The organism is Pseudoalteromonas sp. 2CM28B (genome assembly GCF_023161935.1).
Genome location: NZ_JALNTH010000021.1, coordinates 72571 through 96055, shown reverse-complemented (window position 1 = coordinate 96055; position 23485 = coordinate 72571). Strand labels below are relative to the sequence as shown.

General features: G+C 39.2%; 23 protein-coding genes and 1 pseudogene. 11 read left to right on the top strand and 13 right to left on the bottom strand.

Annotated features, from left to right (window positions below; translation table 11 throughout):
- Positions 1 to 223: 223 nt before the first annotated feature.
- Positions 224 to 445, top strand: coding sequence for a DUF3820 family protein (locus MTN96_RS22965; RefSeq protein ID WP_036981828.1), 222 nt, complete (start codon positions 224 to 226; stop codon positions 443 to 445).
- A 107-nt stretch (positions 446 to 552) separates the two neighbouring features.
- Here MTN96_RS22965 and MTN96_RS22960 read toward each other — a convergent pair whose 3' ends face one another.
- The 6 genes from MTN96_RS22960 to ilvY form a co-directional block, all read right to left on the bottom strand.
- Positions 553 to 1788, bottom strand: a complete 1236-nt coding sequence (locus MTN96_RS22960) for an ATP-binding protein (RefSeq protein ID WP_069438680.1) — start codon at positions 1786 to 1788, stop codon at positions 553 to 555.
- A gap of 26 nt (positions 1789 to 1814) precedes the next feature.
- Entirely contained in the window at positions 1815 to 2507 is a 693-nt protein-coding gene (locus tag MTN96_RS22955; RefSeq protein WP_036981824.1) for a response regulator, read from the bottom strand.
- A 14-nt stretch (positions 2508 to 2521) separates the two neighbouring features.
- Complete coding sequence (locus MTN96_RS22950; protein WP_028834008.1) at positions 2522 to 2887, bottom strand: DUF3019 domain-containing protein; 366 nt, start codon at positions 2885 to 2887, stop codon at positions 2522 to 2524.
- Positions 2888 to 2900: 13 nt separating this feature from the next.
- Positions 2901 to 3740 carry a MipA/OmpV family protein gene (locus MTN96_RS22945; protein ID WP_248532832.1) on the bottom strand — a complete coding sequence of 280 codons (840 nt, stop codon included), beginning with the start codon at positions 3738 to 3740 and terminating at the stop codon, positions 2901 to 2903.
- Positions 3741 to 3851: 111 nt separating this feature from the next.
- Positions 3852 to 4898: a GGDEF domain-containing protein gene (locus MTN96_RS22940; RefSeq protein ID WP_013465517.1), complete on the bottom strand. Its 1047-nt coding sequence runs from the start codon at positions 4896 to 4898 to the stop codon at positions 3852 to 3854.
- Positions 4899 to 4988: 90 nt separating this feature from the next.
- Positions 4989 to 5894: an HTH-type transcriptional activator IlvY gene (gene ilvY / locus MTN96_RS22935; protein WP_069438681.1), complete on the bottom strand. Its 906-nt coding sequence runs from the start codon at positions 5892 to 5894 to the stop codon at positions 4989 to 4991.
- 137 nt (positions 5895 to 6031) lie between these two features.
- On the opposite strand from ilvY, the gene ilvC reads away from it, so the two are divergent.
- From ilvC to MTN96_RS37325, 3 genes and pseudogenes are all read left to right on the top strand, one after another.
- On the top strand, positions 6032 to 7504 hold the full coding sequence (gene ilvC / locus MTN96_RS22930) for a ketol-acid reductoisomerase (protein ID WP_069438682.1): 1473 nt from the start codon (positions 6032 to 6034) through the stop codon (positions 7502 to 7504).
- 155 nt (positions 7505 to 7659) lie between these two features.
- A complete protein-coding gene (locus MTN96_RS22925) occupies positions 7660 to 9579 on the top strand; it encodes a methyl-accepting chemotaxis protein (protein ID WP_069438683.1) in 1920 nt (639 codons plus the stop codon).
- A 76-nt stretch (positions 9580 to 9655) separates the two neighbouring features.
- A pseudogene (locus tag MTN96_RS37325) lies at positions 9656 to 10842 on the top strand (tetratricopeptide repeat protein).
- A gap of 342 nt (positions 10843 to 11184) precedes the next feature.
- Here the strand turns inward: MTN96_RS37325 and MTN96_RS22910 are convergent.
- Complete coding sequence (locus MTN96_RS22910) at positions 11185 to 11526, bottom strand: GIY-YIG nuclease family protein (RefSeq protein WP_069438684.1); 342 nt, start codon at positions 11524 to 11526, stop codon at positions 11185 to 11187.
- Between the two features lie 106 nt (positions 11527 to 11632).
- Here MTN96_RS22910 and MTN96_RS22905 point away from each other — a divergent pair, with 106 nt between their 5' ends.
- Positions 11633 to 11992, top strand: a complete 360-nt coding sequence (locus MTN96_RS22905; RefSeq protein WP_013465523.1) for an outer membrane protein assembly factor BamE — start codon at positions 11633 to 11635, stop codon at positions 11990 to 11992.
- Positions 11993 to 12042: 50 nt separating this feature from the next.
- Here MTN96_RS22905 and MTN96_RS22900 read toward each other — a convergent pair whose 3' ends face one another.
- Entirely contained in the window at positions 12043 to 12366 is a 324-nt protein-coding gene (locus MTN96_RS22900) for an RnfH family protein (RefSeq protein WP_036981810.1), read from the bottom strand.
- Positions 12363 to 12803, bottom strand: a complete 441-nt coding sequence (locus MTN96_RS22895; protein ID WP_248532829.1) for a type II toxin-antitoxin system RatA family toxin — start codon at positions 12801 to 12803, stop codon at positions 12363 to 12365. The genes MTN96_RS22900 and MTN96_RS22895 overlap by 4 nt, the downstream gene beginning before the upstream one ends.
- A gap of 148 nt (positions 12804 to 12951) precedes the next feature.
- On the opposite strand from MTN96_RS22895, the gene smpB reads away from it, so the two are divergent.
- Complete coding sequence (gene smpB, locus MTN96_RS22890) at positions 12952 to 13431, top strand: SsrA-binding protein SmpB (protein ID WP_013465526.1); 480 nt, start codon at positions 12952 to 12954, stop codon at positions 13429 to 13431.
- A gap of 288 nt (positions 13432 to 13719) precedes the next feature.
- A complete protein-coding gene (locus MTN96_RS22885) occupies positions 13720 to 16314 on the top strand; it encodes a TonB-dependent receptor (protein ID WP_069438685.1) in 2595 nt (864 codons plus the stop codon).
- A 62-nt stretch (positions 16315 to 16376) separates the two neighbouring features.
- On the opposite strand, the gene MTN96_RS22880 is transcribed toward MTN96_RS22885, so the two are convergent.
- Both MTN96_RS22880 and fadR read right to left on the bottom strand, forming a co-directional pair.
- The gene (locus MTN96_RS22880; RefSeq protein WP_008109095.1) at positions 16377 to 16982 is read right to left on the bottom strand and encodes a peroxiredoxin; all 606 of its coding nucleotides are present in this window, start codon (positions 16980 to 16982) and stop codon (positions 16377 to 16379) included.
- Positions 16983 to 17216: 234 nt separating this feature from the next.
- Entirely contained in the window at positions 17217 to 17930 is a 714-nt protein-coding gene (gene fadR, locus MTN96_RS22875) for a fatty acid metabolism transcriptional regulator FadR (RefSeq protein ID WP_069438686.1), read from the bottom strand.
- Between the two features lie 301 nt (positions 17931 to 18231).
- Between fadR and nhaB the strand changes: the two genes are divergently transcribed.
- The 3 genes from nhaB (at position 18232) to MTN96_RS22860 (ending at position 20736) form a co-directional block, all read left to right on the top strand.
- Positions 18232 to 19803 (top strand): sodium/proton antiporter NhaB, encoded by a 1572-nt coding sequence (gene nhaB, locus MTN96_RS22870; protein WP_138626700.1) that lies wholly within the window; start codon positions 18232 to 18234, stop codon positions 19801 to 19803.
- Between the two features lie 110 nt (positions 19804 to 19913).
- Positions 19914 to 20432 (top strand): disulfide bond formation protein DsbB, encoded by a 519-nt coding sequence (gene dsbB / locus MTN96_RS22865; RefSeq protein WP_248532828.1) that lies wholly within the window; start codon positions 19914 to 19916, stop codon positions 20430 to 20432.
- Position 20433: 1 nt separating this feature from the next.
- Positions 20434 to 20736, top strand: a complete 303-nt coding sequence (locus MTN96_RS22860) for a hypothetical protein (protein ID WP_036981800.1) — start codon at positions 20434 to 20436, stop codon at positions 20734 to 20736.
- A gap of 12 nt (positions 20737 to 20748) precedes the next feature.
- On the opposite strand, the gene MTN96_RS22855 is transcribed toward MTN96_RS22860, so the two are convergent.
- Entirely contained in the window at positions 20749 to 21072 is a 324-nt protein-coding gene (locus MTN96_RS22855) for a ComEA family DNA-binding protein (protein ID WP_248532827.1), read from the bottom strand.
- A 297-nt stretch (positions 21073 to 21369) separates the two neighbouring features.
- On the opposite strand from MTN96_RS22855, the gene MTN96_RS22850 reads away from it, so the two are divergent.
- Positions 21370 to 21669, top strand: a complete 300-nt coding sequence (locus tag MTN96_RS22850) for a YebG family protein (RefSeq protein ID WP_036981796.1) — start codon at positions 21370 to 21372, stop codon at positions 21667 to 21669.
- A gap of 214 nt (positions 21670 to 21883) precedes the next feature.
- Here the strand turns inward: MTN96_RS22850 and putP are convergent, their stop codons facing one another.
- Positions 21884 to 23395, bottom strand: coding sequence for a sodium/proline symporter PutP (gene putP / locus MTN96_RS22845; RefSeq protein WP_036981794.1), 1512 nt, complete (start codon positions 23393 to 23395; stop codon positions 21884 to 21886).
- Between the last annotated feature and the right edge of the window lie 90 nt (positions 23396 to 23485).

Here is a 23485-nt window from a genome sequence, read left to right as displayed (position 1 = left end):
ATATAAGGTAAAATGTCAGTGTTGGTTTAGTAAAGCTAATACCTAAGTGTGTATTTAAATAAAATATACACAACTGGACCCCTTGCTTTTAATTAACCAATAAGATTCTCAAATTAGAGGGCCTACTCCCTCTATCAATAGGCTGTTACTTGCCCGTTACAGCCTATTTTAATTCTTTATTATCCCTTACACTTAGCACCTCAATTCATAAAAGATGTCAATAATGGATCCTCAACAACTTAAAGTCGCTATTAATACCATTATGCCGTTTGGTAAATATGCGGGACGTCCCTTACTTTTGCTGCCTGAGCATTATTTAGTGTGGTTTAAACAGCAAGGCTTTCCTGATAGCAAGCTCGGCTCTCAACTTGCAATGATGTACGAAGTGAAGCTTAATGGTTTAGAGCAAATGTTGATGCCATTACTAGAAAAAAATAGTAAATAAAATAGAACTTTTCTATAAGTGGCCTGTCTATCTATTTGCTACTTGTTGATTTTTTGGTTTTAAACCGCAAAAAAGCGCCTTTAAGGCGCTTTTTTATTGTGTGGGATTTAGTTGTCGAGCGTAATAATAAACTTAGCCCCACCAAGTGTTGAGTCTTCAATTGCGCACTGCCCTTTATGCCATGACACAATTTTACTTACTATCGCCAGCCCTAGCCCAAACCCTCCGGTTTTTTTATCACGACTTTTATCTAAGCGCGTAAACGGCTTAAATACTTTTTCGCGCTCAGAGAAGGCAATACCAGGGCCATCATCTTCAACCACTAGCAGTAACTTTTCATCGGCAGTACTTAAACTAATATGTACACTTTTCGAGGCATGTTTAAGTGCATTACTGATTAAGTTTTGCAGCACCCGCGACATAAAATGACTATCGCATGAGTAAATAAATTGAGTGGGGAGCGTTGTTGTTAGTTTAATACGGGTATCAAAGTTTACTTTTTCAATATTAGTTTTAATTAATGCAACGATATCACAAGGCGCTAATTGTAAACTAGGTTGCTGTGTGTCTAAACGGGCGTATTCCAACATTTCAGATACCAAGGACTCAAGTTCATGAATATCCATTTGCATGTCAGATAAATAGTGCTGTGCTTTGGTATCATGGGTTTTATCCTCGAGTATTGCAATAGCAAACTTCAACCGCGCTAATGGCGTTCTAAATTCATGAGATACAGAAGAGGTGAGCTCTTGCTGAGCACTCAGTAAAAACTCAATACGTTGCTGCATTACTTGCAATGTATCGGTGATGGGTAAGAAGAATGACTTTGAGCCATCGCTTAATTGAAAATCTTGCGAGCCGCCCACAGCCTCGCATGCATGACTCAGCTTTGCAAAGTCTCGCCACAACAAAAAGCTCCACAAACCTATTGGTAAACTTATAATAAACAACACCAGTAAATACGGTAACACAGTCCCTGAGCTGCTGTGTTTAACACCTACAGGGCCTACTTGTAGCAATTGTGAATTATTTAGCGTTACATACCAAACGATACGCTGCTGTTTATCATATAAATAAAGGTAATGGTTTTGAAATAGTTGTGCTTGCTGTTCTGGTGGGAGCACCAGATCTTGCTGGGCAATGACTTGGCTATCAAAATTATGTTTAAGCTGCTCAAGCCCATCTGGGGTTTGCGAAAGCAGCCATAAAGACTGCCCAAATTCGTCATCTAACAATACACTATGCTGAGATTCATCATAGGGCCAAAACTGCTCTATAACACCACTAACAATAAACAAAGAGGCAATAATATACACGTAAAGGCTTATAAATAGCTTTCCCATTAACCTAGCCTAATACCTTGCATTTATTACATATCCCACGCATCTGATACAAATAAATAGCCTTGCCCCCACACCGTTTTAATACGGTATGGTTTATCACTGTTATCACCGAGCTTTTTACGAATACGTGATACACGAACATCCACCGTGCGGTCTAACCCGTCGTACTCACGCCCTATCATATGTTGATGGACATGCTCTCGACTGAGCACTTCACCAGCATTTGAAGCCAATAACCACAGCAATTCAAATTCATGAGAAGTCAGGACAATTTCAACACCGCTTAGCTTTACAATGCGGCTGGTTTTATCTATTGATAAATCACCAAATTGAAGTTCTTCAATCGCTTTAACATTTGGCTGTCCACGGCGAAGCAATGCACTAATTCGAGCAAGAAGTACACGCGGCTCTGCCGGTTTTATAACGTAGTCGTCAGCCCCGAGTTCTAAGCCTATGACTTGATCAAAGTCTTCACCCTTTGCTGTTAGCATTAAAATAGGGAGAGTGTATTTATCGCGTACTTGTCGACATACGCTAAAGCCATCTTTTCCTGGCAACATTACATCTAAAATGATCAAGTCGACGTGGTTTTCACTAAGATAAGGGAACACTTCGTCACCGCGTTCTAAAACGTCAACTTCTAAGCCATTATGCTCAAGATAGTCTTTGGTTAATTGTTGCAACCCTAAATCATCTTCAACAAGTAATATCTTTGGCATTTACTGCTCCTAAATTAAAAAAAGCTCCAAGGTGAGCGTAGCCGATGTTTTTTCTTAGCGTATGCGGTTTGCACTTCTATTTGCACACTCGCTAACGATACACCTGTATGGGGATTAATCAGGGAGTATATGGTCTCCACCTGAACACGCGCTTTATAACTAAGTTGGCCTTTTTTGACACCTTGCCAGCATTGCAATTGTGTATCTTGTTGGTATAAACACACATCGCTAGCGGCTGACAGTTGCCACTTAAATTTTAACTCAAGATCACAAAATTCTTGTTGTTCGGAAACCACACAGACTTTGGGTGATACGTTAAGTGAAGAGGCTTTTGCAACACTAGCGTTGCTAAAAAATGAAGCTGCAAGCACAACCAACATAAAACACTTCATATTAAAATGTATGTTCGAATCCTATAAAGGCGGTCATTGAATAGTTATGTTCAAAAAGCGGGCTGCTATCCATTGCTGAATAATCATAATAGGCTAAATGAAAACGAAGCGCGTTGACTCCATCCACAGGCCAACGGGCGTCGATTTTAGCATAAGGTTGCCAACTACTACCAACTTCTATTTCACCGTGAATAGATTCAGCGCTATTTAAACCATAAAAGTAGTTATTTAGTTGGGCTGATTTGTAATTAACGCCTAACGTCGACTTTAACGTTAATTGCTTAAACTCATGGTGATATTGCCATTGCAACGATCCTCTGTAGCCATTATAAACACTGTTTACATCATGCAATAATTGCACAGAAAAGACTTGCTGCTGCTTTACAAAAAAATAGCTTATACCGGCATCAAGTGCGACTCGTCTTTTTTGTATATTATTTATGTTTACTTGACGCGGTGAATCAGAGTGTAGCGATTCTAATATCTCGTTCTCAGCGGTTGTTTTAAAGGGGAAAATATTTTGTGGATGCCAATCAATAAAAAAGCGTGACTCAGGGTTAATTTCTGACACAAAACTAACGTTATGTTGTTTGCTTTGTAAAAAAGAATAACCAAGACGGCCATTATCAAAAAACCAATTTTGACCATAATAGGCCACTTGCGGAATAACAACTAAGGGGATGTTATCTGCACCATACAGAGGATTTGTGATCACCCCAGCACCAACACTCACACTAAGATTAAGCTCATCAGTGGATATATGTTGCTGCTTCTGAGCAATCGCATTAGTGCTTAATAGCACTAATAACAGGCATATGTTTATTCTCAGATGGAACCGCATGAAGTTAATCGCTAGTTTATAAAGTGGCTTTGACCCTATAGTAGCAAGTAGTATGAACACAAGCTCTAGAGAGTTACAATCATTAACAAATTTGATACAAACAGAACACGTTTACATATCGGCCGCTATTTCGACCCGATTACGACCATGGGTTTTAGCTAAATAAAGTGCTCTATCTGCCTTTTCAACTAATAAACAGCTCTTACTGAAAGGTTCCATTAAAGCAATGCCGAAACTGGCTGAAATATTACGTTTATTATTACTGTCTTCTTTTTTACGAATCGTCAATTTGGCAATGCTCAAACGAAGCTGATTACAAAATGCCATCGCATCATTAATGCTTTCAAAGTAACCCGTAATACAAAATTCTTCACCACCAAAACGATAAGCTCTGTATTGCTCTTGTACACTATTTTGCACTTTTTGAGCGACTAGCTTGAGTACCTCATCGCCTTTTTGATGGCCAAAATCGTCATTAAAACGTTTAAAATGATCAATATCGAACATAATCAACACCGCTAATTTACCGTGTTCATTTTGTGAAGAGGCGTTCAAACAAAACTCAACAATGTCTGTGTCAAACTTACCGCGATTAAATAATCCGGTTAAGGAATCTTTATCAACCGCTTCTTGGGTCACGCTAAGCGCTTCTTTTAAATCTTTAATTTCGTTGTACGCTTGCGCTAATTTGGTTTGGAATCCACGAGCGTAATCTTGCATCGCAATTGATTCGTCAGTTAGGCGCTCAACGCAAGAAAGGATCTCATTAAATGAGTTAATACTAGAGAGCGTTTTTAATTCATTTTGTGAATCAACTAACGAGGTAGTAAAGCTTTTCGAATATTGAATGGAGTCACTAAGATCAAACTGCATTTGCTCTACGGTGCCATGAAACCTTTCAGACATTTGTTGAAAAAATGCAAGCTCTTCGTCATTAATATGCTTATTAAAAATTTCTTGGGCGGTTTGAGCTGAACACGTATTGTGCAAAGAGATGACTTTATCAAGCTCTGTGTTTAGTTGTGGGTTGTCGCCCTGTACATAACAGTACCAAATAGCATAATTTATTGGCGTTACAGGCATTTTGTATTTAACCATCAACGGAATGGCTTTTTTTAAACACTGGGCAGAATGAGCAAGTGAAACCGTATTATCCATAATTAAAACTCTTAGACATCACAAAAAAGATGTTAATAAACACATAAATATCAGCGGTTTATATTAACAGTTTTTTATCATCCAGCAAGCCTATATTATGTTTTCCCCCATATTTTGTGCAATATTCCAAAGCGCACTAATAGCAGGGTCGTTTAGTTCTTTATGTAATACAGCCAAACCAATTTTAAACCCTTGTGGTGGCTCGCCTTTATACTCTAAAACCTGAACCTTATCGTTAAGCGGACTATTATCGAGTACAGTTTTTGGGATCATGGCCACGCCTAACCCTAAACTCACCATAGATACCATAGCTTCATGCCCTGCCACTTGCGCGTAAATTTTTCCTTGCACATTATTTTTTCGCCACCACTGCTCCAACCTTTGTCTTGAAAATCCTTGTTCAGCAACAATAAATTCAAGCTCAGACCAATCAATAGTTTCGCTACTAGTGGCTAATTTTTCTGTGATCGGACATTGAATAGTGGGTGCAATTAATACCAATGGCGAGTAGCCAATATCTACAAATGCAATTTGTGCAGGTAATTTACTGGGTCTGGCTGCAATGGCCATAGATTCATGTCCATCTAACACTCGGTTAATAGCCAAGGCGGGATCGCCCGTATTTAAGGTAATTTCAATATGCTGATGCTGAGCTCTCAGTTGCTCTAAAATATGATGCAAAAAACTGTAGGATGCAGTAACGGAGCAATAAAGGCTCACATTGCCATAAATATGTTGTTGCGGTTCGTTTAAATTAGCCTTAAAGCGCTGCCAATTATTAAGCGTAGCACTGGCATACTCCTTAAATGCAACGCCTTCGCGGGTAAGCTTTACACTGCGATTATCACGCTGGAATAACATCACCCCTACTTCATCTTCTAACTGCTTTATATTACGACTTAAAGTGGGCGCACTTATGTGGCATAACTCACTGGCACGAGAGAAATGAAGCGTTTTTGCCAACGCCAAAAAGTAATTTAAATGCTTATGATCCATAACAACACCAGTATTTCATATTATGAAACACTTTAATTCAAATATATCATTTTACGCAAGAAAAGATTTTCCATATTGTTATTCCAAGCAAAGCAAAAGCAATGCATCTAACAAACTGAATTAATAGGAAACTTATCATGGCAAATTATTTTAATAGCTTACCTTTACGCGAACAATTAGCGCAATTGGCACAATGTGAATTTATGGGCGCAGACGAATTTAACGACGGTGTTGCTGCACTTAAAGGTAAAAAATTGGTAATTGTAGGCTGTGGCGCACAGGGCCTAAATCAAGGCTTAAACTTACGTGATTCTGGTTTAGATGTAGCCTATACACTACGTGATTCAGCCATTGCTGAGCGTCGTCAGTCATTCTTAAATGCATCTGACAATGGTTTTAAAGTGGGTACATATGAAGAGTTAATCCCAACAGCCGATGTAGTACTTAACTTAACACCTGATAAACAACATACTGCAGTTGTTAATGCCATCATGCCATTAATGAAACACGGCTCAACCCTTGCCTATTCACATGGCTTTAATATTGTTGAAGAAGGCATGCAAGTTCGTGAAGACATTACCGTTATTATGGTAGCACCAAAATGCCCGGGGTCAGAAGTACGTGAAGAGTATAAACGCGGCTTTGGCGTACCTACATTAATTGCGGTTCACCCAGAGAATGATCCTCAGGGCCATGGCTTGGCACAAGCAAAAGCCTATGCAGCAGGTACGGGTGGTCATCGCGCGGGGGTACTTAAATCATCATTTATCGCTGAAGTGAAATCTGATCTGATGGGCGAGCAAACTATTTTATGTGGCATGCTACAAACTGGCTCTATTTTATGTTTTGACAAAATGATTGAAAAAGGAATTGATGCCGGTTACGCCTCAAAACTTATTCAATATGGCTGGGAAGTGATCACAGAAGCACTTAAATATGGCGGTGTGACAAACATGCTTGACCGCTTATCAAACCCTGCAAAGATTAAAGCGTTTGAGCTAAGTGAAGAGCTTAAAGTGATTATGCGTCCTCTTTATAACAAACACCAAGATGACATTATCGATGGCACATTTTCACGTGTAATGATGGAAGACTGGGCAAATGATGACGCTAACTTACTAAAATGGCGTGCTGAAACTGCAGAAACTCATTTTGAAAAAACCCCTGCAGGCGATGTAGAAATTGCTGAGCAAGAATTTTTTGACCACGGTATTTTAATGGTGGCAATGGTAAAAGCGGGTGTAGAACTGGCATTTGAAACCATGACAGCGGCCGGTATTATTGCAGAATCTGCCTATTATGAGTCACTGCATGAAACGCCGCTGATAGCCAATACTATTGCACGCAAAAAGTTATTTGAAATGAACCGCACTATTTCAGATACCGCTGAGTACGGCTGCTATTTATATAACCATGCCTGTTTGCCGCTTCTACAAGAATTTATGCAAGGTATTGATACTGATGTTATTGGTAAGGGCTTAAATGAGCAAAGTAATCAAGTTGATAACCAAACTTTAATTCAAATAAATACGGCTCTACGTGAGCACCCTGTTGAGAAAGTAGGCGCAAAATTACGCGGCTACATGTCTGCAATGAAAAAAATAGTTTAACCCAAGGGTCCTAGAACTCTCACTTGTTAGAAACCAAGCCCACTTGCATTTTGCTTTGGGCTTTTTTAAGTGCAAATTAATCATCAATAGCTGAAAATAAATAATGTGCTAAAATAATTCCTCTCATTGCCTCAGTTGTAAATATAAGCATTATCATGACGATACAAAATCTCTCTATTACTCAAAAAATAACAGCGCTTGGAAGCATTATTGCTATTTGTGTTGCTGTATTAATTGGTTTGACGTCTTTGCATAACTCAAAAAATATCATTGAGCAACGCATGATCGAATCAGAACTGCCAAGTAAATTACAAACAATAAGTAATCATATTGGTGGCGAGATCAATGAACTTCTTGGGGCTGCAAAGCAACTTTCGGCCAATACCTATATTTTAAATTGGGCAAATACTGGCAACAACAACGACACGCTATTACTTAAAGAGCTCAATCGCTTGGTTGATCAATACAATCTTGCCACGGCTTCGTGGGCGAATAAAAACACCGCACAATATTGGAACCAAGATGGCTTTTTACGTGTTTTAAAAAATGATGCCGCAGATGGCTGGTTTTTTGCTTTTACTCAATCAAAGCAACCTTACTCAATTAGTATTTATCAAGAGTCTGAAAACGATGTAAAAATGTTTGTTAACCACCAACAGCCTAATGGTTTAGGCTTGGCAGGCTTAGCAAAAAGCATTACAGATATGCAAAAGCTGCTACAACAATTTAAAATTGAGCAATCAGGGTTTGTGTTTATTGCCGATAAAAACGGCTTAATACAGTTACATAAAGATGCAGACAAAGTCGCTAAGGTGAATATAGATAGTATTTACAGCGCTAATATTCATAACAAATTACTTGATAAAAATGGCTTCGCTTTAGAGGAAGTAAATATCAACGGGCAAGCCACACTCATTGCAGCTACACCGATTAAAAACACTGACTTATTTGTATTAGCTCAAGTCCCAAAAAGCGAAGTGTTTTCTAGTGTAAATATCCTAGAGTGGCAAATATTCACCTTCACTATCATCACTGCGCTAATCGCAAGCGTGATCAGTTACTTATTAGCTCGCTCTTTAGCTTCACCGTTATCAACAATGGCTGAGCTATTTTCGCGTTTAGGGCGTGGCGATGCAAACTTAGCCTATCGCTTACCAACATCTCCCCAACCTGAGCTAAATAATTTAACCACCGGCTTTAATCAATTTATTGAAAAAATAGAAACCGCTATTGTGCAAGTAGCCAATGAAAGCCATGGAATTCGCCACAGCTCAGATCATGTATTTGCGCAAGCCAAGCAAAACTCCTTAGCCCTTGATAAGCAAAAAGAGCAAACTATTTCAGTTGCAGCAGCCATTAATGAAATGGGCGCTACAGTGCAAGAAATAGCGCAAAGTGCTGCCAATGCAGCTAAGTTAACCAACGATAGCCGCGATAACACCAAGCAAAGCCATCAACAAGTGTTACAAAGCCAAACGACAATCTCAGCCCTTGCCAGCGACATTGACGGCATAACCGAGCAAGTTGCTTTACTTTCTAAAAAGACTATTGATATCGCTAGTATTGTGGATTCAATTAGAGGTATATCTGAACAAACCAACTTATTGGCACTTAATGCAGCTATTGAGTCTGCCCGAGCTGGTGAACATGGACGAGGCTTTGCTGTCGTTGCTGATGAAGTAAGAGCACTTGCAAATCGTACGTCGCAATCAACCACTGAAATTCAATCTATGATTGAAGAGCTCACTCAAATTTCAGATGATGTTGTAAATGATATCAGCCAATCAAAAAATAAAGCCCAACAAAGCGTTAGCGCAATGCAAAACTCGGTTGAGTTACTTAATAACATTACTGAAACAGCCAATGAAATTAACGATATGGCAACTCTAATTGCCACCGCTACAGAACAGCAAAATAGCGTTGTGAATGATGTGGGTCGTAGTATTGAGCAAATAAGTGAGATCAGTGATAAATCAATGAGTGAACAAATCAATACCGAGCAAGCAATTCGTGATTTAGCCACCAGCGCACAGACACTTGATGCACTCGTTGCTACGTTTAATCAGCAACGTTAGATAGAGTGTTAGATTAAAAAATAACCTCTGTACAAAATAACCACTATACTTAAGTGTTTTTTTTACAGAGGTGTATATGAATACTCTCCAAGGTAAACATTATTTACTGATTGTGCCTGATGGCTCTGTGTGCTTGTAGCACCACAGATAACGCCAATATAAGTGTGCCAATCCCCACTATTACTCCTCCCATGCAATTACAACAGCAGCTTGTAGAGTCTGAGCAACAAATATTTCAACACGACGACGGCCTCAAACAGCAATTAAATGCTTACGTACAATCGAGTAAATCAGTTGATGAAATTACCTATAGTGTACTTAGTTTTTTACTCACAAATGGTGATAACTCACTATCTTATCAATCTACCAGCACTCAAACTGCGTCACAAAGCTATCAAAATTTAAATGCCAATTGTCTTTCACTCTCTATTTTAGCGTATAGCTTGGCCAAACATTTAGGCCTTAAGGCCCGCTTTCAAAAAGTACACATTGCGGAGTATTGGTCACTAAATCAGGGGTTTAATTTACTCACTGGGCATATCAACCTTGCTATAGACAATAAAACGAAACTCAAAGACAGCTCACTTGTTTATCAGCGTAATAAGCGTTAATTATTGATTTTGACCCCAATAGCCGACAAGCCCGTTTTGCAACCTCATTGCTTTCAAAAAAAAGGGTAACCGCCATGTTTTATAATAATAACGGGGGTGAGGCACTGGTAAATAAACACTTTGATTTAGCGTTTAGCTATTTCAAAGCAGCAATCAATAAGGACGCTTCATTTAGTGCTAGCTGGGGCAATTTAGGGGTACTCTTTAAACAATTAGATGATTTAAAGCAAGCGGAGCAAATGTACCGCTATGCTATTGACTTAAATACTGATAATAATACTGCACAAGGTAACTTAGCATTATTATACACACTCACAGATAGAGTGGCCGAAGGCGAAAAGCTATTAGCTGAGCTTGACAGAAAACGCCAAGAAAACCCTTACTATCATATCTCGCTTGGTAACAGTGAGTATGTAAGTGGTAATTTTACAAGTGCAATTAGCCACTATAAAAAAGCTAACGCTATGTCACCAACCTTACATGAAAGCCACTTTGGACTGGCGCGAAGTTACTTTGAGTTAAATAATATAGCTAGGGCGGAATTTCATTTGCGTAAAGCCAGAAAAAAGCAGACTTTACACATGACAAACAACGCTATGATAATAAACTCATCGCATTAAAATCACTTATCGTTAAGGCGAATCATTATTAAATTATTTAGTTTAACCTGCATTGTATTTTTTATAAGTTGGAGTGGACTCTCAAAGCCGATTGAGCCGCAGTTATTCACTGATTTAACAACGCTAACCAGCCCTAAATTAGCAGGCAGAAAAACGAATAGTCACTCGGCTTTACTCACCAGAGAATATTTAAAAGCACGCTTTAAAGAGCATCAACTAACGGTTATTGAACAACCTTTTACTTATCCATCAGGGCTGTTTTCTAAGGCGCAAGGCGTAAATATTGTTGCGACCAAAACAGCAAAAAATACGCTCGAAAATATTAACACTACTCTTTATCAAGAAGCGGCATTGCTAATTGAGGCATTTATTAATCAGCTTTTGACAAACCCTGAGGTATTCAGTCCCCCCTTAAAAGCAGCAACGTAAGCCTCTTTTTTTGCCCGTGGAAGTTTTTTAATCGCATATTCTAATTTACTTGCGTCGCTTTTAGTCCCAACTTGTTGCTGATGAATGAGCACCAGCGGTCCTTTCCCTTTGAGGTTTTTTGCCCCTTTACCCGCTTGGTGCGTTGCTAAACGACGCGCTACATCAACTGTAATGCCGGTATACCAATGACCAAACCGTGTTTGCACAATATACAGTGACCAAACAGCCGGTTTACTTTTACTATTGCACAACTCATCGTTTAAACTTTTTTGATTATTAATGGTCAAAACCTCGCCTTAACACGCTAAACAAAAACAATTACTCAAAAGGGTTTTACCTTGAGTGACTAATCGGTATCATGCAGATTATAAAAAATAAGGATCACAACTAACAATGCAGTCGTTAAAAACTTTTTCTCTTTGGCTTATTGTCGCTTTAACGCTTAGTTCAGCCGCAGGTTGTTCTAGCTGGGTGTACAGAATCAACATCCCTCAAGGTAACTTTTTAGAACAATCAGACGTTGATAAGCTTCGCGTTAATATGACTCGCGAGCAAGTAATTTATGTACTAGGCAGACCGATTGCCGAAGACGCCTTCGATAAAAATACTTGGCGTTACGTTTACAGCTTTAATAAAGGGCGCGCTAATGAACAATATAAATCATTAGTATTAAACTTTGAAAATGAAAAGTTGGTAACGGTATCTGGTGACTATGAGCAACCAGAAAACTTTACAACCCCTTTAGAGCAATAAGCCATTTGGGTTTAATTTAAAAAGGTGAGCATGGCTCACCTTTTTTGTATCTAGCGTTCTAACGGTCGGCCACCAGTTACTTTATTTGCGCGGCCCTCTTCTTTGGCTTTTTCGGCGCGCTTTCTGCGGGCATCTTTAGGGTCGGCAATTAATGGGCGGTAAATTTCAACTCTATCGCCGTCTTTAAGCTCATGATTAAGCTTTACCGTTCTGTTCCATACACCTAAAGTTAAAGCGGTTGCATCAATCTCAGGGCACTTCTTAATAATACCTGATTGGATCACTGCTTGCTCTGCGGTGGTACCTTGGAATACTTCTATATTTAACGTGGTTGCTTTCGTTGGCAACGCAAACACAATTTCAATATTGATCATGCACGCTCTCCATATACCGCTTTTGCACGTTGAGTAAAGGCACTCACCATATTTTTAGCCACATCATTAAAAATTTTACCAAACGCAAGCTCTATTAACTTACTAGAAAATTCAAAGTCTAGCTGTAAATGTACTTTGCACGCATGCGCATCTAATTGCTGAAAATGCCAACGACCTTGTAAGGCTTTAAAAGGCCCATCAACTAAGCGAAGCATCACCGTTTGCTCATCAATTAGCGTATTTTCAGTGGTAAACCATTTTTTTATGCCGGCTTTAGATATTTCTAAACTGGCGGTCATGTTATTATCATGCTGCTTAATAATTTTTGAGTCTGAACAATTAGGTAAAAACTGCGAATAAGCTTCTACATCATTGACTAGATCAAACATCTCTTTAGTGCTGTACATAACCAGCGCACTTTTTTCTATTTGTGGCATACTCACTCCCAACTGTGTGCAGGAATTTTAGCAAGCTTTGTGCGTTTCCCCAAACTTTCATCGCGCTTAAATGAATCCTTCGCTTTTGCATGTATAATTTAAAAAAATCGATGTAAAACATCTCGTATAACGTATATTATAGGGCACTATGGCTAAGAAAAATTCATCAAAATCGACAAGTAATACCATCGCGCTAAATAAAAAAGCGCGACACGAGTATTTTTTACACGACAAGTTTGAAGCAGGTATTGAACTCCAAGGCTGGGAAGTAAAAAGTATCCGAGCAGGTAAAGTAAATATCTCTGAAACTTATATTCATCTTAAAAACGGTGAAGCGTTTTTATTAGGCAGTACAATCCAGCCTTTAAATAGTGCATCAACCCATGTTATTTGCGACCCGCTGCGTTATCGTAAATTATTACTAAGCAGACGTGAACTTGACCGTTTGGTTGGTGCAACCGAGCGTGATGGTTATTCATTAATTGCCACAGCTATGTATTGGAAAAAATGCTGGGTAAAGCTTGAATTCCATTTAGCGAAAGGTAAGAAAATGCATGACAAACGTGAAGACGGTAAAAATAAAGATTGGTCCCGTGAAAAAGAACGCTTAATGAAACATAAAGTTTAAATAAAAACGCCTAACATCATGTTAGGCTTTTTTTTGTTAAATTTTTAGGAAAATACAAATTATTACAAATTAAAGTCGCTCGGCGTTTTGTTTATCAATAATAACTAAATCACGTTACAGCGCCAAATAGCGAGCATCCTATCGTTTACCTTTATTGAGAAAATCAGTACATATTAGTGCAGATAACAAAATCATCTTTGCGGCCAATTGATAACATTTAAGTTACATGGTATTAATAATTAGACTTGTAAAACAAGTAAATTATAACATATCAACAAGGACTTAAGGATGAAGCAATCAATTGCATTTACACCAAGCTTAATCATCGGTGCTACTATCGCATTGTCAGCAGGTTTTAGCACAACGACTTATGCTGCACAGCAAACTGCAGAAAAAGTAGAACGTATTCAAGTAACAGGCTCTCGTATCAAGCGTTCGGACATCGAAGGCCCGTCTCCAGTACAATCTATTAATAAAGAAGACATCGAAAACATGGGTTATGACAACCTACAACAGCTTCTTGAAAGAATGCCTGTTGCAGGTAATGGTACCTTTTCAACCCGTGGTAATAACCAAGACTCAACCGCAAATGGCTCAGCTGCCGTCAGCCTTCGTGGCTTAGGCGCCGATGCTACCTTGGTACTTATTAATGGTCGTCGTGTTGCAATCAGCGCATTTGCTGAAGGGATCACCAACTCATTCGTTGATATCAACAGTATTCCTGTTTCAGCAATCGAACGTATTGATATTTTAAAAGATGGCGCCTCAGCAATCTATGGCTCTGATGCTGTAGCGGGTGTTGTAAACGTTATCTTGAAAAAAGATATTGACGGTATTGAAGTAAACTTAGGTTACGGCGGCACAGATGGCCCTAACTATGAAGAAACTACAGCCAGTATTGTTTGGGGTACTACTAGTGCAAAAAGTAGCGCATCCGTTATTATTGATTACTTTAAAAACACCTCTTTATCATCAGATGAAATGGGGCGTTTAGGTACTGCTAATCAATCTCCATATGGCGGTGAAGATTTTCGTTCATCACGTGGCTTCCCAGGCTACTTTTATGTTGATGGCGTTAAAACAATTGACCCTGCGTGTCCTGCAGAAAATGCAACATCAAGTGGCAGTTGTTTATTTGACTATGGTCCATTTGGCTATATTGCACCGGCATCAGAACGTGTAGGTGCTATTTCACAATTTGAATACCGCTTTGATAATGGCATAACGGGCTTCTTAGAAATGGCCGTTCAGCATAACAGCTCAATTGCAGCAGGTGCCCCAACGCCACTTGATGAAGATGCGGGTTTAACAGTACCAGGTAGTCACCCTAATAACCCATTCGGCCAAGATATTGAAATAGGTCGTTACAGAACCGTAGATGCGGGTGCGCGTCAATGGGATATCGAATCAGACACATTACGTTTTGTTGCCGGTTTAAAAGGTGAAATAAACGATTGGAGCTGGGAAACAGCGGTACAAAAAGGACGTAGTAAGTCGTTACAAACAGGCAATCGCTCACAAGGTTGGGTACGTACCGACTTCTTACAGCAAGAAATTGACGCTGGTAACTACAACCCATTCGGCGGCACTTACAACGATCCGGCTGTAATTGATAGAATTACTACGAGCTTGGTTCGTCAAGGCGAGTCTCATATGACGTCGTTCGATGCTAACATTTCAGGTGAAGCATTTAGCTTTGGTGATGATGTTGTCATGATGGCGGCCGGTATTGAATACCGCGAAGAGGACGTAACGGATACGCCAGATGACCAATTCCAACGAGGATTAATCTTTGGTACCGAGTCTGTGTCAGCTGCAGCAGAGCGTGACCAATACGCTGCCTATGTAGAGTTTTCAATTCCACTTGCTGAGAACTTAGAGCTACAACTTGCTGGTCGTTACGATGATTACAGTGACTTTGGTACCACAACCAACCCTAAAGTTGCTTTACGCTGGGCACCTACAGATGAAATCACAGTGCGTGGTTCTTGGGCGCAAGGCTTTAGAGCTCCGTCACTTGCACAAGTAGGTTTAGGGCCATCTCAAGAGAGCCAGTTCTTTATCGATAATTACCGTTGTAACGCAACGGGTAAAGATTGTGATGCACTAGATTACAACATTGAATTTGCCGGTAACCCTGACTTAGAGGCTGAAGAGTCTGAATCTTGGAACGTCGGCTTTATTTGGGCACCTACAACTGACTTTGGTTTGAGTGTAGATGTATGGAGTATCACCCAAGACAATAAAATTGATGAGCAAGAGTTTGGTCCAATTTACAACTCAGAGTGTAATAACCAAAATAGTACCGTATGTGTTCGCTTACCACCATCAGGTACAGACAGCCTAGGAACTATTCAAAAGATTTTTAGTACTTTTGAAAACGTGTCATCACAAGAAGTTTCGGGCGTTGATATTTCAGCAAACTACAATCACTCACTGGATGATTTAGGCTTACTAAAATTCAATTTAGAATGGGCTTATCAAGATAAATTTGAAAAAGACGGCCGCGATTATACCGGTGAATATGGTTACCCAGAGCACCGCTGGATTTTCTCAACTAACTGGGAAATTGGTCAGTTCAACACAAACATGAACATTAGTTATGTGGGTGAGTTTGAAGATACGCCAGATATCGACTTCGATGGTAACTTAGACTTCGATAGCAATACATCGCGTACTGTTGATTCACAAGTACTGGTAGATTTACAAACATCATACCGTATTACTGAGTCAGCTAAAGTATCGCTAGGTGTGAACAACTTATTTGATGAAGAGCCACCGTTTGCAATTGGTGACGGTGATTCAGATCTGTATGGTTACGCTTCGGGTGTACATAACCCTCGAGGTCGTTATATTTACACTAAAGTGAGCTTTTCGTTTTAATTAAAAAGCAATAAAAAACCGCCAATATGGCGGTTTTTTTTATCTTAAACTAAAGAGCTAAATTATAGCTCGCCTTCGTTTTCAGATAAGAATTTAGCTACGCCTTCAGGGCTTGCGTCCATTCCTTTTTTACCTTCAGTCCAACCAGCAGGACATACTTCGCCGTGCTCGCTGTGGAATGCTAGTGCATCAACCATACGGATCATTTCGTCGATGTTACGACCCAGTGGTAAATCGTTCACTACTTGGTGACGTACGTTACCTTCTTCGTCGATTAAGAAAGAACCACGAAATGCAACGCCGGCTTCTGGGTGCTCAACGTCGTATGCTTTACAGATTTCGTGTTTAACGTCTGCAACTAGTGCGTATTGAACTTTACCAATACCGCCGTCTGCTACAGCCGTGTTACGCCATGCGTTGTGTGAGAACTGTGAATCGATTGAAACACCAATTACTTCTACACCACGTTTTTGGAATTCTGCATAACGCTTATCAAAAGCAATAAGCTCAGAAGGACATACAAAAGTGAAATCCAGTGGGTAGAAAAAGATTACTGCTTTTTTACCTTTGATTTTTTCGTGAAGGTTATAGCTATCTACAATCTCACCGTTACCTAGAACAGCTGCAGCGGTAAAGTCTGGTGCCTGGCGGCCTACTAATACACCCATTTTATTCTCCAAATATTTTGAGTTTATTGTCAATTGCTTACGCAATACTGATACTAATATGGGCACTAATTTTAAAATTACAATAGCAACCATATTTAATTAAACACTATTCTATGGGTATCAAAAATAAATTAACAATCGTATTTATAGATAGCATCGTTCTAAAATAGCGAACGCTTGATAAATGGACTGATTTTTAATCATAAAAAAACCTGCTTAAAGCAGGTTTTTTTACTAATCCATAATATCGCTAGGCATATCACCGCGAATATGTTGCCATATTTCACCGGTTTGATGACCATATTTACGCATCATGAATATTGCACCATCGTGCTCTTTATTCTCAGCAAGCTTTGTTAAGTCTTTATAAAACTGGCGTGCAAGCTCGCGAGTGCGAGGATCTGAAAAGTAATGACAACCAATCTTAGAATAAAAACCTTTAAAGCCATTAAGGATGAGCACATAAATGCGATTGTTACCGGCAACAGCTAATTCATGATGAACTTTATAATCATAATCTGCAAACGCTTGCGCGCTGTCTTCTAATTCTTCGCTTTGTGATAAAATTTCGATAACACGCTCTGGTGCAAGTTTTATAGCTGCACGGGTATAAATTGCGCTGATATTAGTACGTGCTGAAAGTAACTGATCGGTTAGCTCTGGCATTTTATCTTCATCTAAACGTGCCAGTGTTTCAAGGATATTTAATCCTGAGGTTTCCCAAAAGTTATTAACGCGAGTAGGTTTACCATGTTGTATTGTTAACCAACCGTCTCTGGCTAATCGTTGTAATACTTCACGTAATGTGGTTCTAGTAACACCAATTAACTCTGAGAGTTCACGCTCAGCAGGCAGAATTGAACCTGGAGGAAAATCACCATTCCAGATTGACTCTACTATGTATTCCTCAGCAAATCCTGCTGGGCTTTTCGCTTTAAAAATTCTCATTCAATTCCTACTTGAATTAATTCACATCACATCGCTACATACGATTAACTGACTGATTGTACCAGACAAGCCACAACTAACAAGTAAAGTAAGTTAAATTACCTAGGTATGTTATTAAAAAGGCAACTTTACTTGTATGATTCGCTAGTTTTACCGATAGGTTTTAAACACAATATGAATGCCAACCTATTATTCATACCAGACACTTTGACTATTATTATTTAGTTGTTTACACCCTCTATAGGCTGGACTAAGTTAATGACATTAACCAGACTATTAAACGCCTTCCTAGGGAAAAATCATGCAACAGAGTGTCCCATCTGCAATATTTATAAATTTTTTAGGTAAAGCACCTCAATGGTATAAATACACCATTATTGCATTTTTAATAATTAACCCGCTGCTGTTTCAATTAAACCCTTATTTGTCTGGCTGGGTACTGGTTATTGAGTTTATTTTTACACTGGCCATGGCGCTCAAGTGTTACCCACTGCAACCTGGTGGTCTACTTGCTATTGAGGCACTATTAATTGGTATGACATCAACCATGCAAGTTGAACATGAAATAGCACAAAACCTAGATGTGCTTTTATTACTTATTTTTATGGTTGCCGGTATTTATTTCATGAAAGATCTGCTGCTGTATATTTTTACCAAGTTAGTGGTTTCAGTAAGAAGTAAGACCGTTTTATCGCTTGCCTTTGCAATAGCTGCTGCGTTTTTATCAGCTTTTTTGGATGCCCTGACTGTAATGGCGGTTGTTATTGCGGTGGCCATGGGCTTTTATAGTATTTATCACAAGGTGGCTTCAGGAAAAGATTTTATCAGTGAGCACGATATTAACGATGATAACCAAGTAAAAGAGGTAAACCGTCAAGAGCTTGAAGAGTTTCGTGCTTTTTTACGTAATTTACTCATGCATGCCTCGATTGGGACCGCACTTGGCGGCGTGTGTACTATGGTTGGTGAACCACAAAACTTAATTATTGCAGAGCGAGCAAGTTGGCTATTTGGTGAGTTCTTTTTAAGAATGCTGCCCGTTTCTTTACCCGTGCTTTTTGCGGGCTTATTAACAACCTTTTTATTAGAAAAAACAAAAACCTTTGGCTATGGGGCAAAACTGCCAGAAACCATTCATGCTATTTTAAAAAACCATGCACAAACACTTGATAAAAAACGCACCAAACGCGATAGAGTTAACCTCACAATTCAAGCACTTATCGCTATCTGGTTAATTACTGGCTTAGCGTTACATTTAGCAACCGTGGGCTTAATTGGTTTATCGGTCATTATTTTAGCCACGTCGTCGGCCGGCATAATAGAAGAGCACCAACTCGGTAAAGCCTTTGAAGAAGCCCTCCCCTTCACGGCACTACTTTGTGTATTTTTTAGTGTGGTTGCAGTAATCATCGATCAACAACTCTTTACTCCTGTGATTACTTGGGTACTAACATTTGAAGGGCACTTACAATTGGTGATGTTTTTTATCGCTAACGGATTGCTTTCAATGGTCAGTGATAATGTATTTGTCGGCACTGTATATATAAATGAAGTTGCTGCAGCTCTAAAAGCTGGTCAAATAACTCGAGACCAATTTGATTTACTTGCAGTGGCGATAAACACCGGCACAAACTTACCCAGCGTGGCCACCCCTAATGGTCAAGCTGCTTTCTTATTCTTACTGACATCAACACTAGCTCCCGTGTTACGCCTATCTTACGGTCGAATGGTGTATATGGCTTTACCTTACACTTTTGTGCTTACCTTTGTTGGGTTAAGCGCGACTTATTTTGGCTTGAGTGAAATAACCAGTTTGTTTTATGACTGGGGGATAATACAACACCACATCCCTGTAGCGAATTCTGGGCATTAAGAGCTTCCCCGACTTTGAGGAGCTAGGAAATTTCATAGCTCCTCCCTTTTACTTGCTCCGCTGTTTATCCTACGTCATAATCTAAGCCCTTATTTAAATACGGATTTGTTATGAACTGGCTTGCTAATCTAAGTACTCAACGTACACCTTGGTTATTATTCAGTGGGATTGTTTTTCTGCTTGAAGTCATCGCGCTCTTTTTTCAATACAACATGGGGTTAGCACCGTGCATTATGTGTATTTACCAACGCACCGCGGTATTAGGTTTACTTTTTGCAGGTATTATTGGCGCCAGTAAACCAAACAACCTCGTAGTCCGTATTGTCGCTTATACAGTGTGGGGGGTTTCAAGTGTATGGGGGTTACTAATAGCTCGTGAACACATTGAAATGCAAACAACCACAGACCCCTTTGCATTTAGCTGTGAATTTGAGCCAAATTTTCCAGAATTTATGCCGTTACATCACTGGATACCGCAATTTTTTGAAGCGACAGGTGATTGCGGAAATATAGATTGGCAATTTGCCAGCCTAAGTATGCCAGCATGGATGGAAATTATTTTTGTACTCTTTACCGCCACACTTTTTGCGTTAGTGGCCAGTCGATTAATCTCTAAAAAGTCACTTTAATATGTTTACTTTTTTTTCAAGCCAAGTTGATGAGCTTAAACATTTAAAAGTTCGTCAAAGACAAACCGTTATTGCGATCTCGTTAAGTATGCTCTCTCCTAGTGACAGAGTGTTAATGCGTATTGTAAAGCTTATGCTATTAAGCCCATTTTTTTTAATATTTACCCTTTTTGAAGGATGGCTACTAGTGCCCTTTTTAATTGTAGCTGGTTTAAGCTACCCGCTACTAACCGCCCCCGTAGATATTAACTTTGCTAAAAAGCACCTTGGTGCTGCCTTAAAACAGTTTGATCAGGGCGCATAGCGCCCTTTTAAGTTAAAACGCCACCTTTCCATTAAGTTTGGCTAGCATTTTTTTACCCACCCCTTTTACTTTAGCGAGATCTTCAAGTGATGCGAAATCACCATTAGCTTCTCTATAATCGATAATTGCCTGTGCCTTTTTCTTACCGACACCTGGTAACTTGATTAACTGTTTTAAATCAGCAGTATTAATATTAACCATGGCTGATTGCATCTGCTCTGATTGCATCTGCTCTGATTGCATCTGCTCTGATAGCATATCGCTTTGCGCAAAGGTGGTACCCATAGGTAATAAACATAAAGCAGCTGCTAACGAGATTATTTTAATTAATTTCATACTATTTCCTTTTGCGTTCCTACATGAACATTCATTGATTACTTACACCCAGCACTTTTAGATAACGTTGTGGTTACTAAGTACTAACGGTAACAATCACTCCTTGCGACTCCTTTACTGCAACGCGTTATAAAGTGACTTAATAAATAAAGTAGAGTTACTCTTTATTGTCAACCAAGCTGCAGATAAACTAAGGCTAAAGCTTGCAAAACCACGCGCAAGCTTGTACTGTATATAAAAACAGTAATCTAATGATTTAAAATAATCATATTGCCACGTAAGTAAGCAGGAGAAATCATGGCTGTTGTTGTTAAATATGTTGTAGAACGAAACGGAGTCGAGCGCATGACGTTTACTACTAAAAAAGAAGCTGATGCCTATGACAAAATGCTCGATATTGCCGAGTCACTAGAACTCATGCTTGAAAAAGTAGATGTGCCACTAAGTGAACAACAAGTTGAGTCGCTTGCACTTGAGATTGCGAAAAGTAAAGACGACTTTATGGCGGTACTTAAGGGGGCTAAAGAAGTACCTGCAAAAGCTAAAAAAGCAAAGTCAGATAACGTTGCTGATATAAAAGATAAAGCAGCGAGCTAATCTAAAAAATAGTATGCAGCTTATAAGCCGCACTACTAATTTATGAAACTGAATTCGTGATTCGTATTCAGTTTTTTTATGCCTTTAAGTAATAATAACAAGAAGCGAGTAAGACATCACAATTTGCTATTGTTACAAGTCAGTCAATAAAAAATGCCAACCAGTTAAACTGGTTGGCATTTTTTTAAACCAAAACTTTACGTTAGCTAATCACTTACAATGACGATTCAACTTCATCAAACAGATCAGTAATTTCTTTTTTCGGTTCAGCTGTTACGAGGCTTCCTACCACAATAGCAATACTCGCTAAAATGAAGCCTGGGACGATTTCATAAATTACACTGCTTAAGCTCTCACCATTAATGGTAATAGGCGCATAAATCCATACAAGCACTGTTAAAGCACCAATAACCATACCGCTAATAGCCCCTTTTAAGTTCATACGTTTCCAGTAAAGACTAAATAAGACAAGAGGACCAAATGCAGCACCAAAACCAGCCCACGCGTTGCTAACTAGATCAAGTATTGAACTATTACGGTCATACGCTAGGTAAATAGCAAATAACGCAACCAGTATTACGCTAATACGCCCTACTAATACCAGCTCAGTTTGAGAGGCATCACGGTTTAAGTAAATCTTGTAGAAGTCTTCAGTTAACGAACTTGAACACACCAATAATTGCGATGAAATCGTACTCATAATCGCAGCTAAAATAGCAGCCAGTAGGAAACCTGCAATTAACGGGTGGAAAATTAATTCAGCCAATACTAAGAAAATTGTTTCTTTATCGGCAATTGGCATTTGATTTTCAATCATGTATGCAGCACCGAATAAACCGGTAAATACTGCACCAATGGCAGATAAGGTCATCCAAGACATACCAATACGACGCATGGTTGGCATTTCTTTTACTGAACGAACAGACATGAAACGAACAATAATATGAGGCTGACCAAAGTAACCTAAACCCCATGCCATTGCAGAAATAATAGCAATGGTAGAACCACCTGCAAACCAGTCAAGCATACTTAAAGAATGAATTTCGCTTGCTTTAGGCGAGCTTAGTAACTGCTGATAATTTGCATTTGCTAAGGTATCCATAAATGGTTGGTCAAGCATCATATAAGTGGCAATTGGCACTGCTAACAACGAAATAAACATGATACAGCCTTGCACAAAGTCTGTAAGGCTAACCGCTAAAAAACCACCAAATAAGGTATAAACCACTACCACACCTGTGGTGATGTATAAGCCCATTTCGTAGCTCATTTGAAATGAGTTTTCAAATAACTTACCACCGGCGACTACGCCTGATGAAGTATACAAAGTAAAGAACACAATAATAACAATTGCAGAGATCACACGGAGGATATTCTTGTTATCATCAAAACGATTTGCAAAATAATCAGGGATGGTAATAGAGTCATTTGCTTTTTCAGTATAAACACGCAGTCTTGGGGCGACTAAGAAATAGTTTGCCCATGCGCCTAATACTAAGCCAATAGCAATCCAAACCTTGCTAAGCCCAAACAAGTACATTGCGCCAGGTAGGCCCATAAGTAACCAACCACTCATGTCTGATGCACCCGCTGATAAGGCAGCAACACTGGGGGCTAAATTACGACCACCTAGCATATACCCTGATATATCGCTGGTAGATTGCTTATATGCGTATAGTCCTATTCCCAGCATTACAATAAAATATAATGCCAGTGAAATAATCATTCCTGTTTCCAAATTCGCCTCCACTTAAAAAAGTAATAACAGGCTTGTAATCCAAATAATGACTCTTGAGATTTTATAATTAAGACAGTA

Bases quoted from the DNA above. Each gene is read 5' to 3' on its own strand.
- MTN96_RS22965 (WP_036981828.1), top strand. From the start codon at position 224: ATGGATCCTCAACAACTTAAAGTCGCTATTAATACCATTATGCCGTTT.
- MTN96_RS22960 (WP_069438680.1), bottom strand. From the start codon at position 1,788: ATGGGAAAGCTATTTATAAGCCTTTACGTGTATATTATTGCCTCTTTG.
- MTN96_RS22955 (WP_036981824.1), bottom strand. From the start codon at position 2,507: ATGCCAAAGATATTACTTGTTGAAGATGATTTAGGGTTGCAACAATTA.
- MTN96_RS22950 (WP_028834008.1), bottom strand. From the start codon at position 2,887: ATGTTGGTTGTGCTTGCAGCTTCATTTTTTAGCAACGCTAGTGTTGCA.
- MTN96_RS22945 (WP_248532832.1), bottom strand. From the start codon at position 3,740: ATGCGGTTCCATCTGAGAATAAACATATGCCTGTTATTAGTGCTATTA.
- MTN96_RS22940 (WP_013465517.1), bottom strand. From the start codon at position 4,898: ATGGATAATACGGTTTCACTTGCTCATTCTGCCCAGTGTTTAAAAAAA.
- ilvY (WP_069438681.1), bottom strand. From the start codon at position 5,894: ATGGATCATAAGCATTTAAATTACTTTTTGGCGTTGGCAAAAACGCTT.
- ilvC (WP_069438682.1), top strand. From the start codon at position 6,032: ATGGCAAATTATTTTAATAGCTTACCTTTACGCGAACAATTAGCGCAA.
- MTN96_RS22925 (WP_069438683.1), top strand. From the start codon at position 7,660: ATGACGATACAAAATCTCTCTATTACTCAAAAAATAACAGCGCTTGGA.
- MTN96_RS22905 (WP_013465523.1), top strand. From the start codon at position 11,633: ATGCAGTCGTTAAAAACTTTTTCTCTTTGGCTTATTGTCGCTTTAACG.
- MTN96_RS22900 (WP_036981810.1), bottom strand. From the start codon at position 12,366: ATGATCAATATTGAAATTGTGTTTGCGTTGCCAACGAAAGCAACCACG.
- MTN96_RS22895 (WP_248532829.1), bottom strand. From the start codon at position 12,803: ATGCCACAAATAGAAAAAAGTGCGCTGGTTATGTACAGCACTAAAGAG.
- smpB (WP_013465526.1), top strand. From the start codon at position 12,952: ATGGCTAAGAAAAATTCATCAAAATCGACAAGTAATACCATCGCGCTA.
- MTN96_RS22885 (WP_069438685.1), top strand. From the start codon at position 13,720: ATGAAGCAATCAATTGCATTTACACCAAGCTTAATCATCGGTGCTACT.
- MTN96_RS22880 (WP_008109095.1), bottom strand. From the start codon at position 16,982: ATGGGTGTATTAGTAGGCCGCCAGGCACCAGACTTTACCGCTGCAGCT.
- fadR (WP_069438686.1), bottom strand. From the start codon at position 17,930: ATGAGAATTTTTAAAGCGAAAAGCCCAGCAGGATTTGCTGAGGAATAC.
- nhaB (WP_138626700.1), top strand. From the start codon at position 18,232: ATGCAACAGAGTGTCCCATCTGCAATATTTATAAATTTTTTAGGTAAA.
- dsbB (WP_248532828.1), top strand. From the start codon at position 19,914: ATGAACTGGCTTGCTAATCTAAGTACTCAACGTACACCTTGGTTATTA.
- MTN96_RS22860 (WP_036981800.1), top strand. From the start codon at position 20,434: ATGTTTACTTTTTTTTCAAGCCAAGTTGATGAGCTTAAACATTTAAAA.
- MTN96_RS22855 (WP_248532827.1), bottom strand. From the start codon at position 21,072: ATGAAATTAATTAAAATAATCTCGTTAGCAGCTGCTTTATGTTTATTA.
- MTN96_RS22850 (WP_036981796.1), top strand. From the start codon at position 21,370: ATGGCTGTTGTTGTTAAATATGTTGTAGAACGAAACGGAGTCGAGCGC.
- putP (WP_036981794.1), bottom strand. From the start codon at position 23,395: ATGATTATTTCACTGGCATTATATTTTATTGTAATGCTGGGAATAGGA.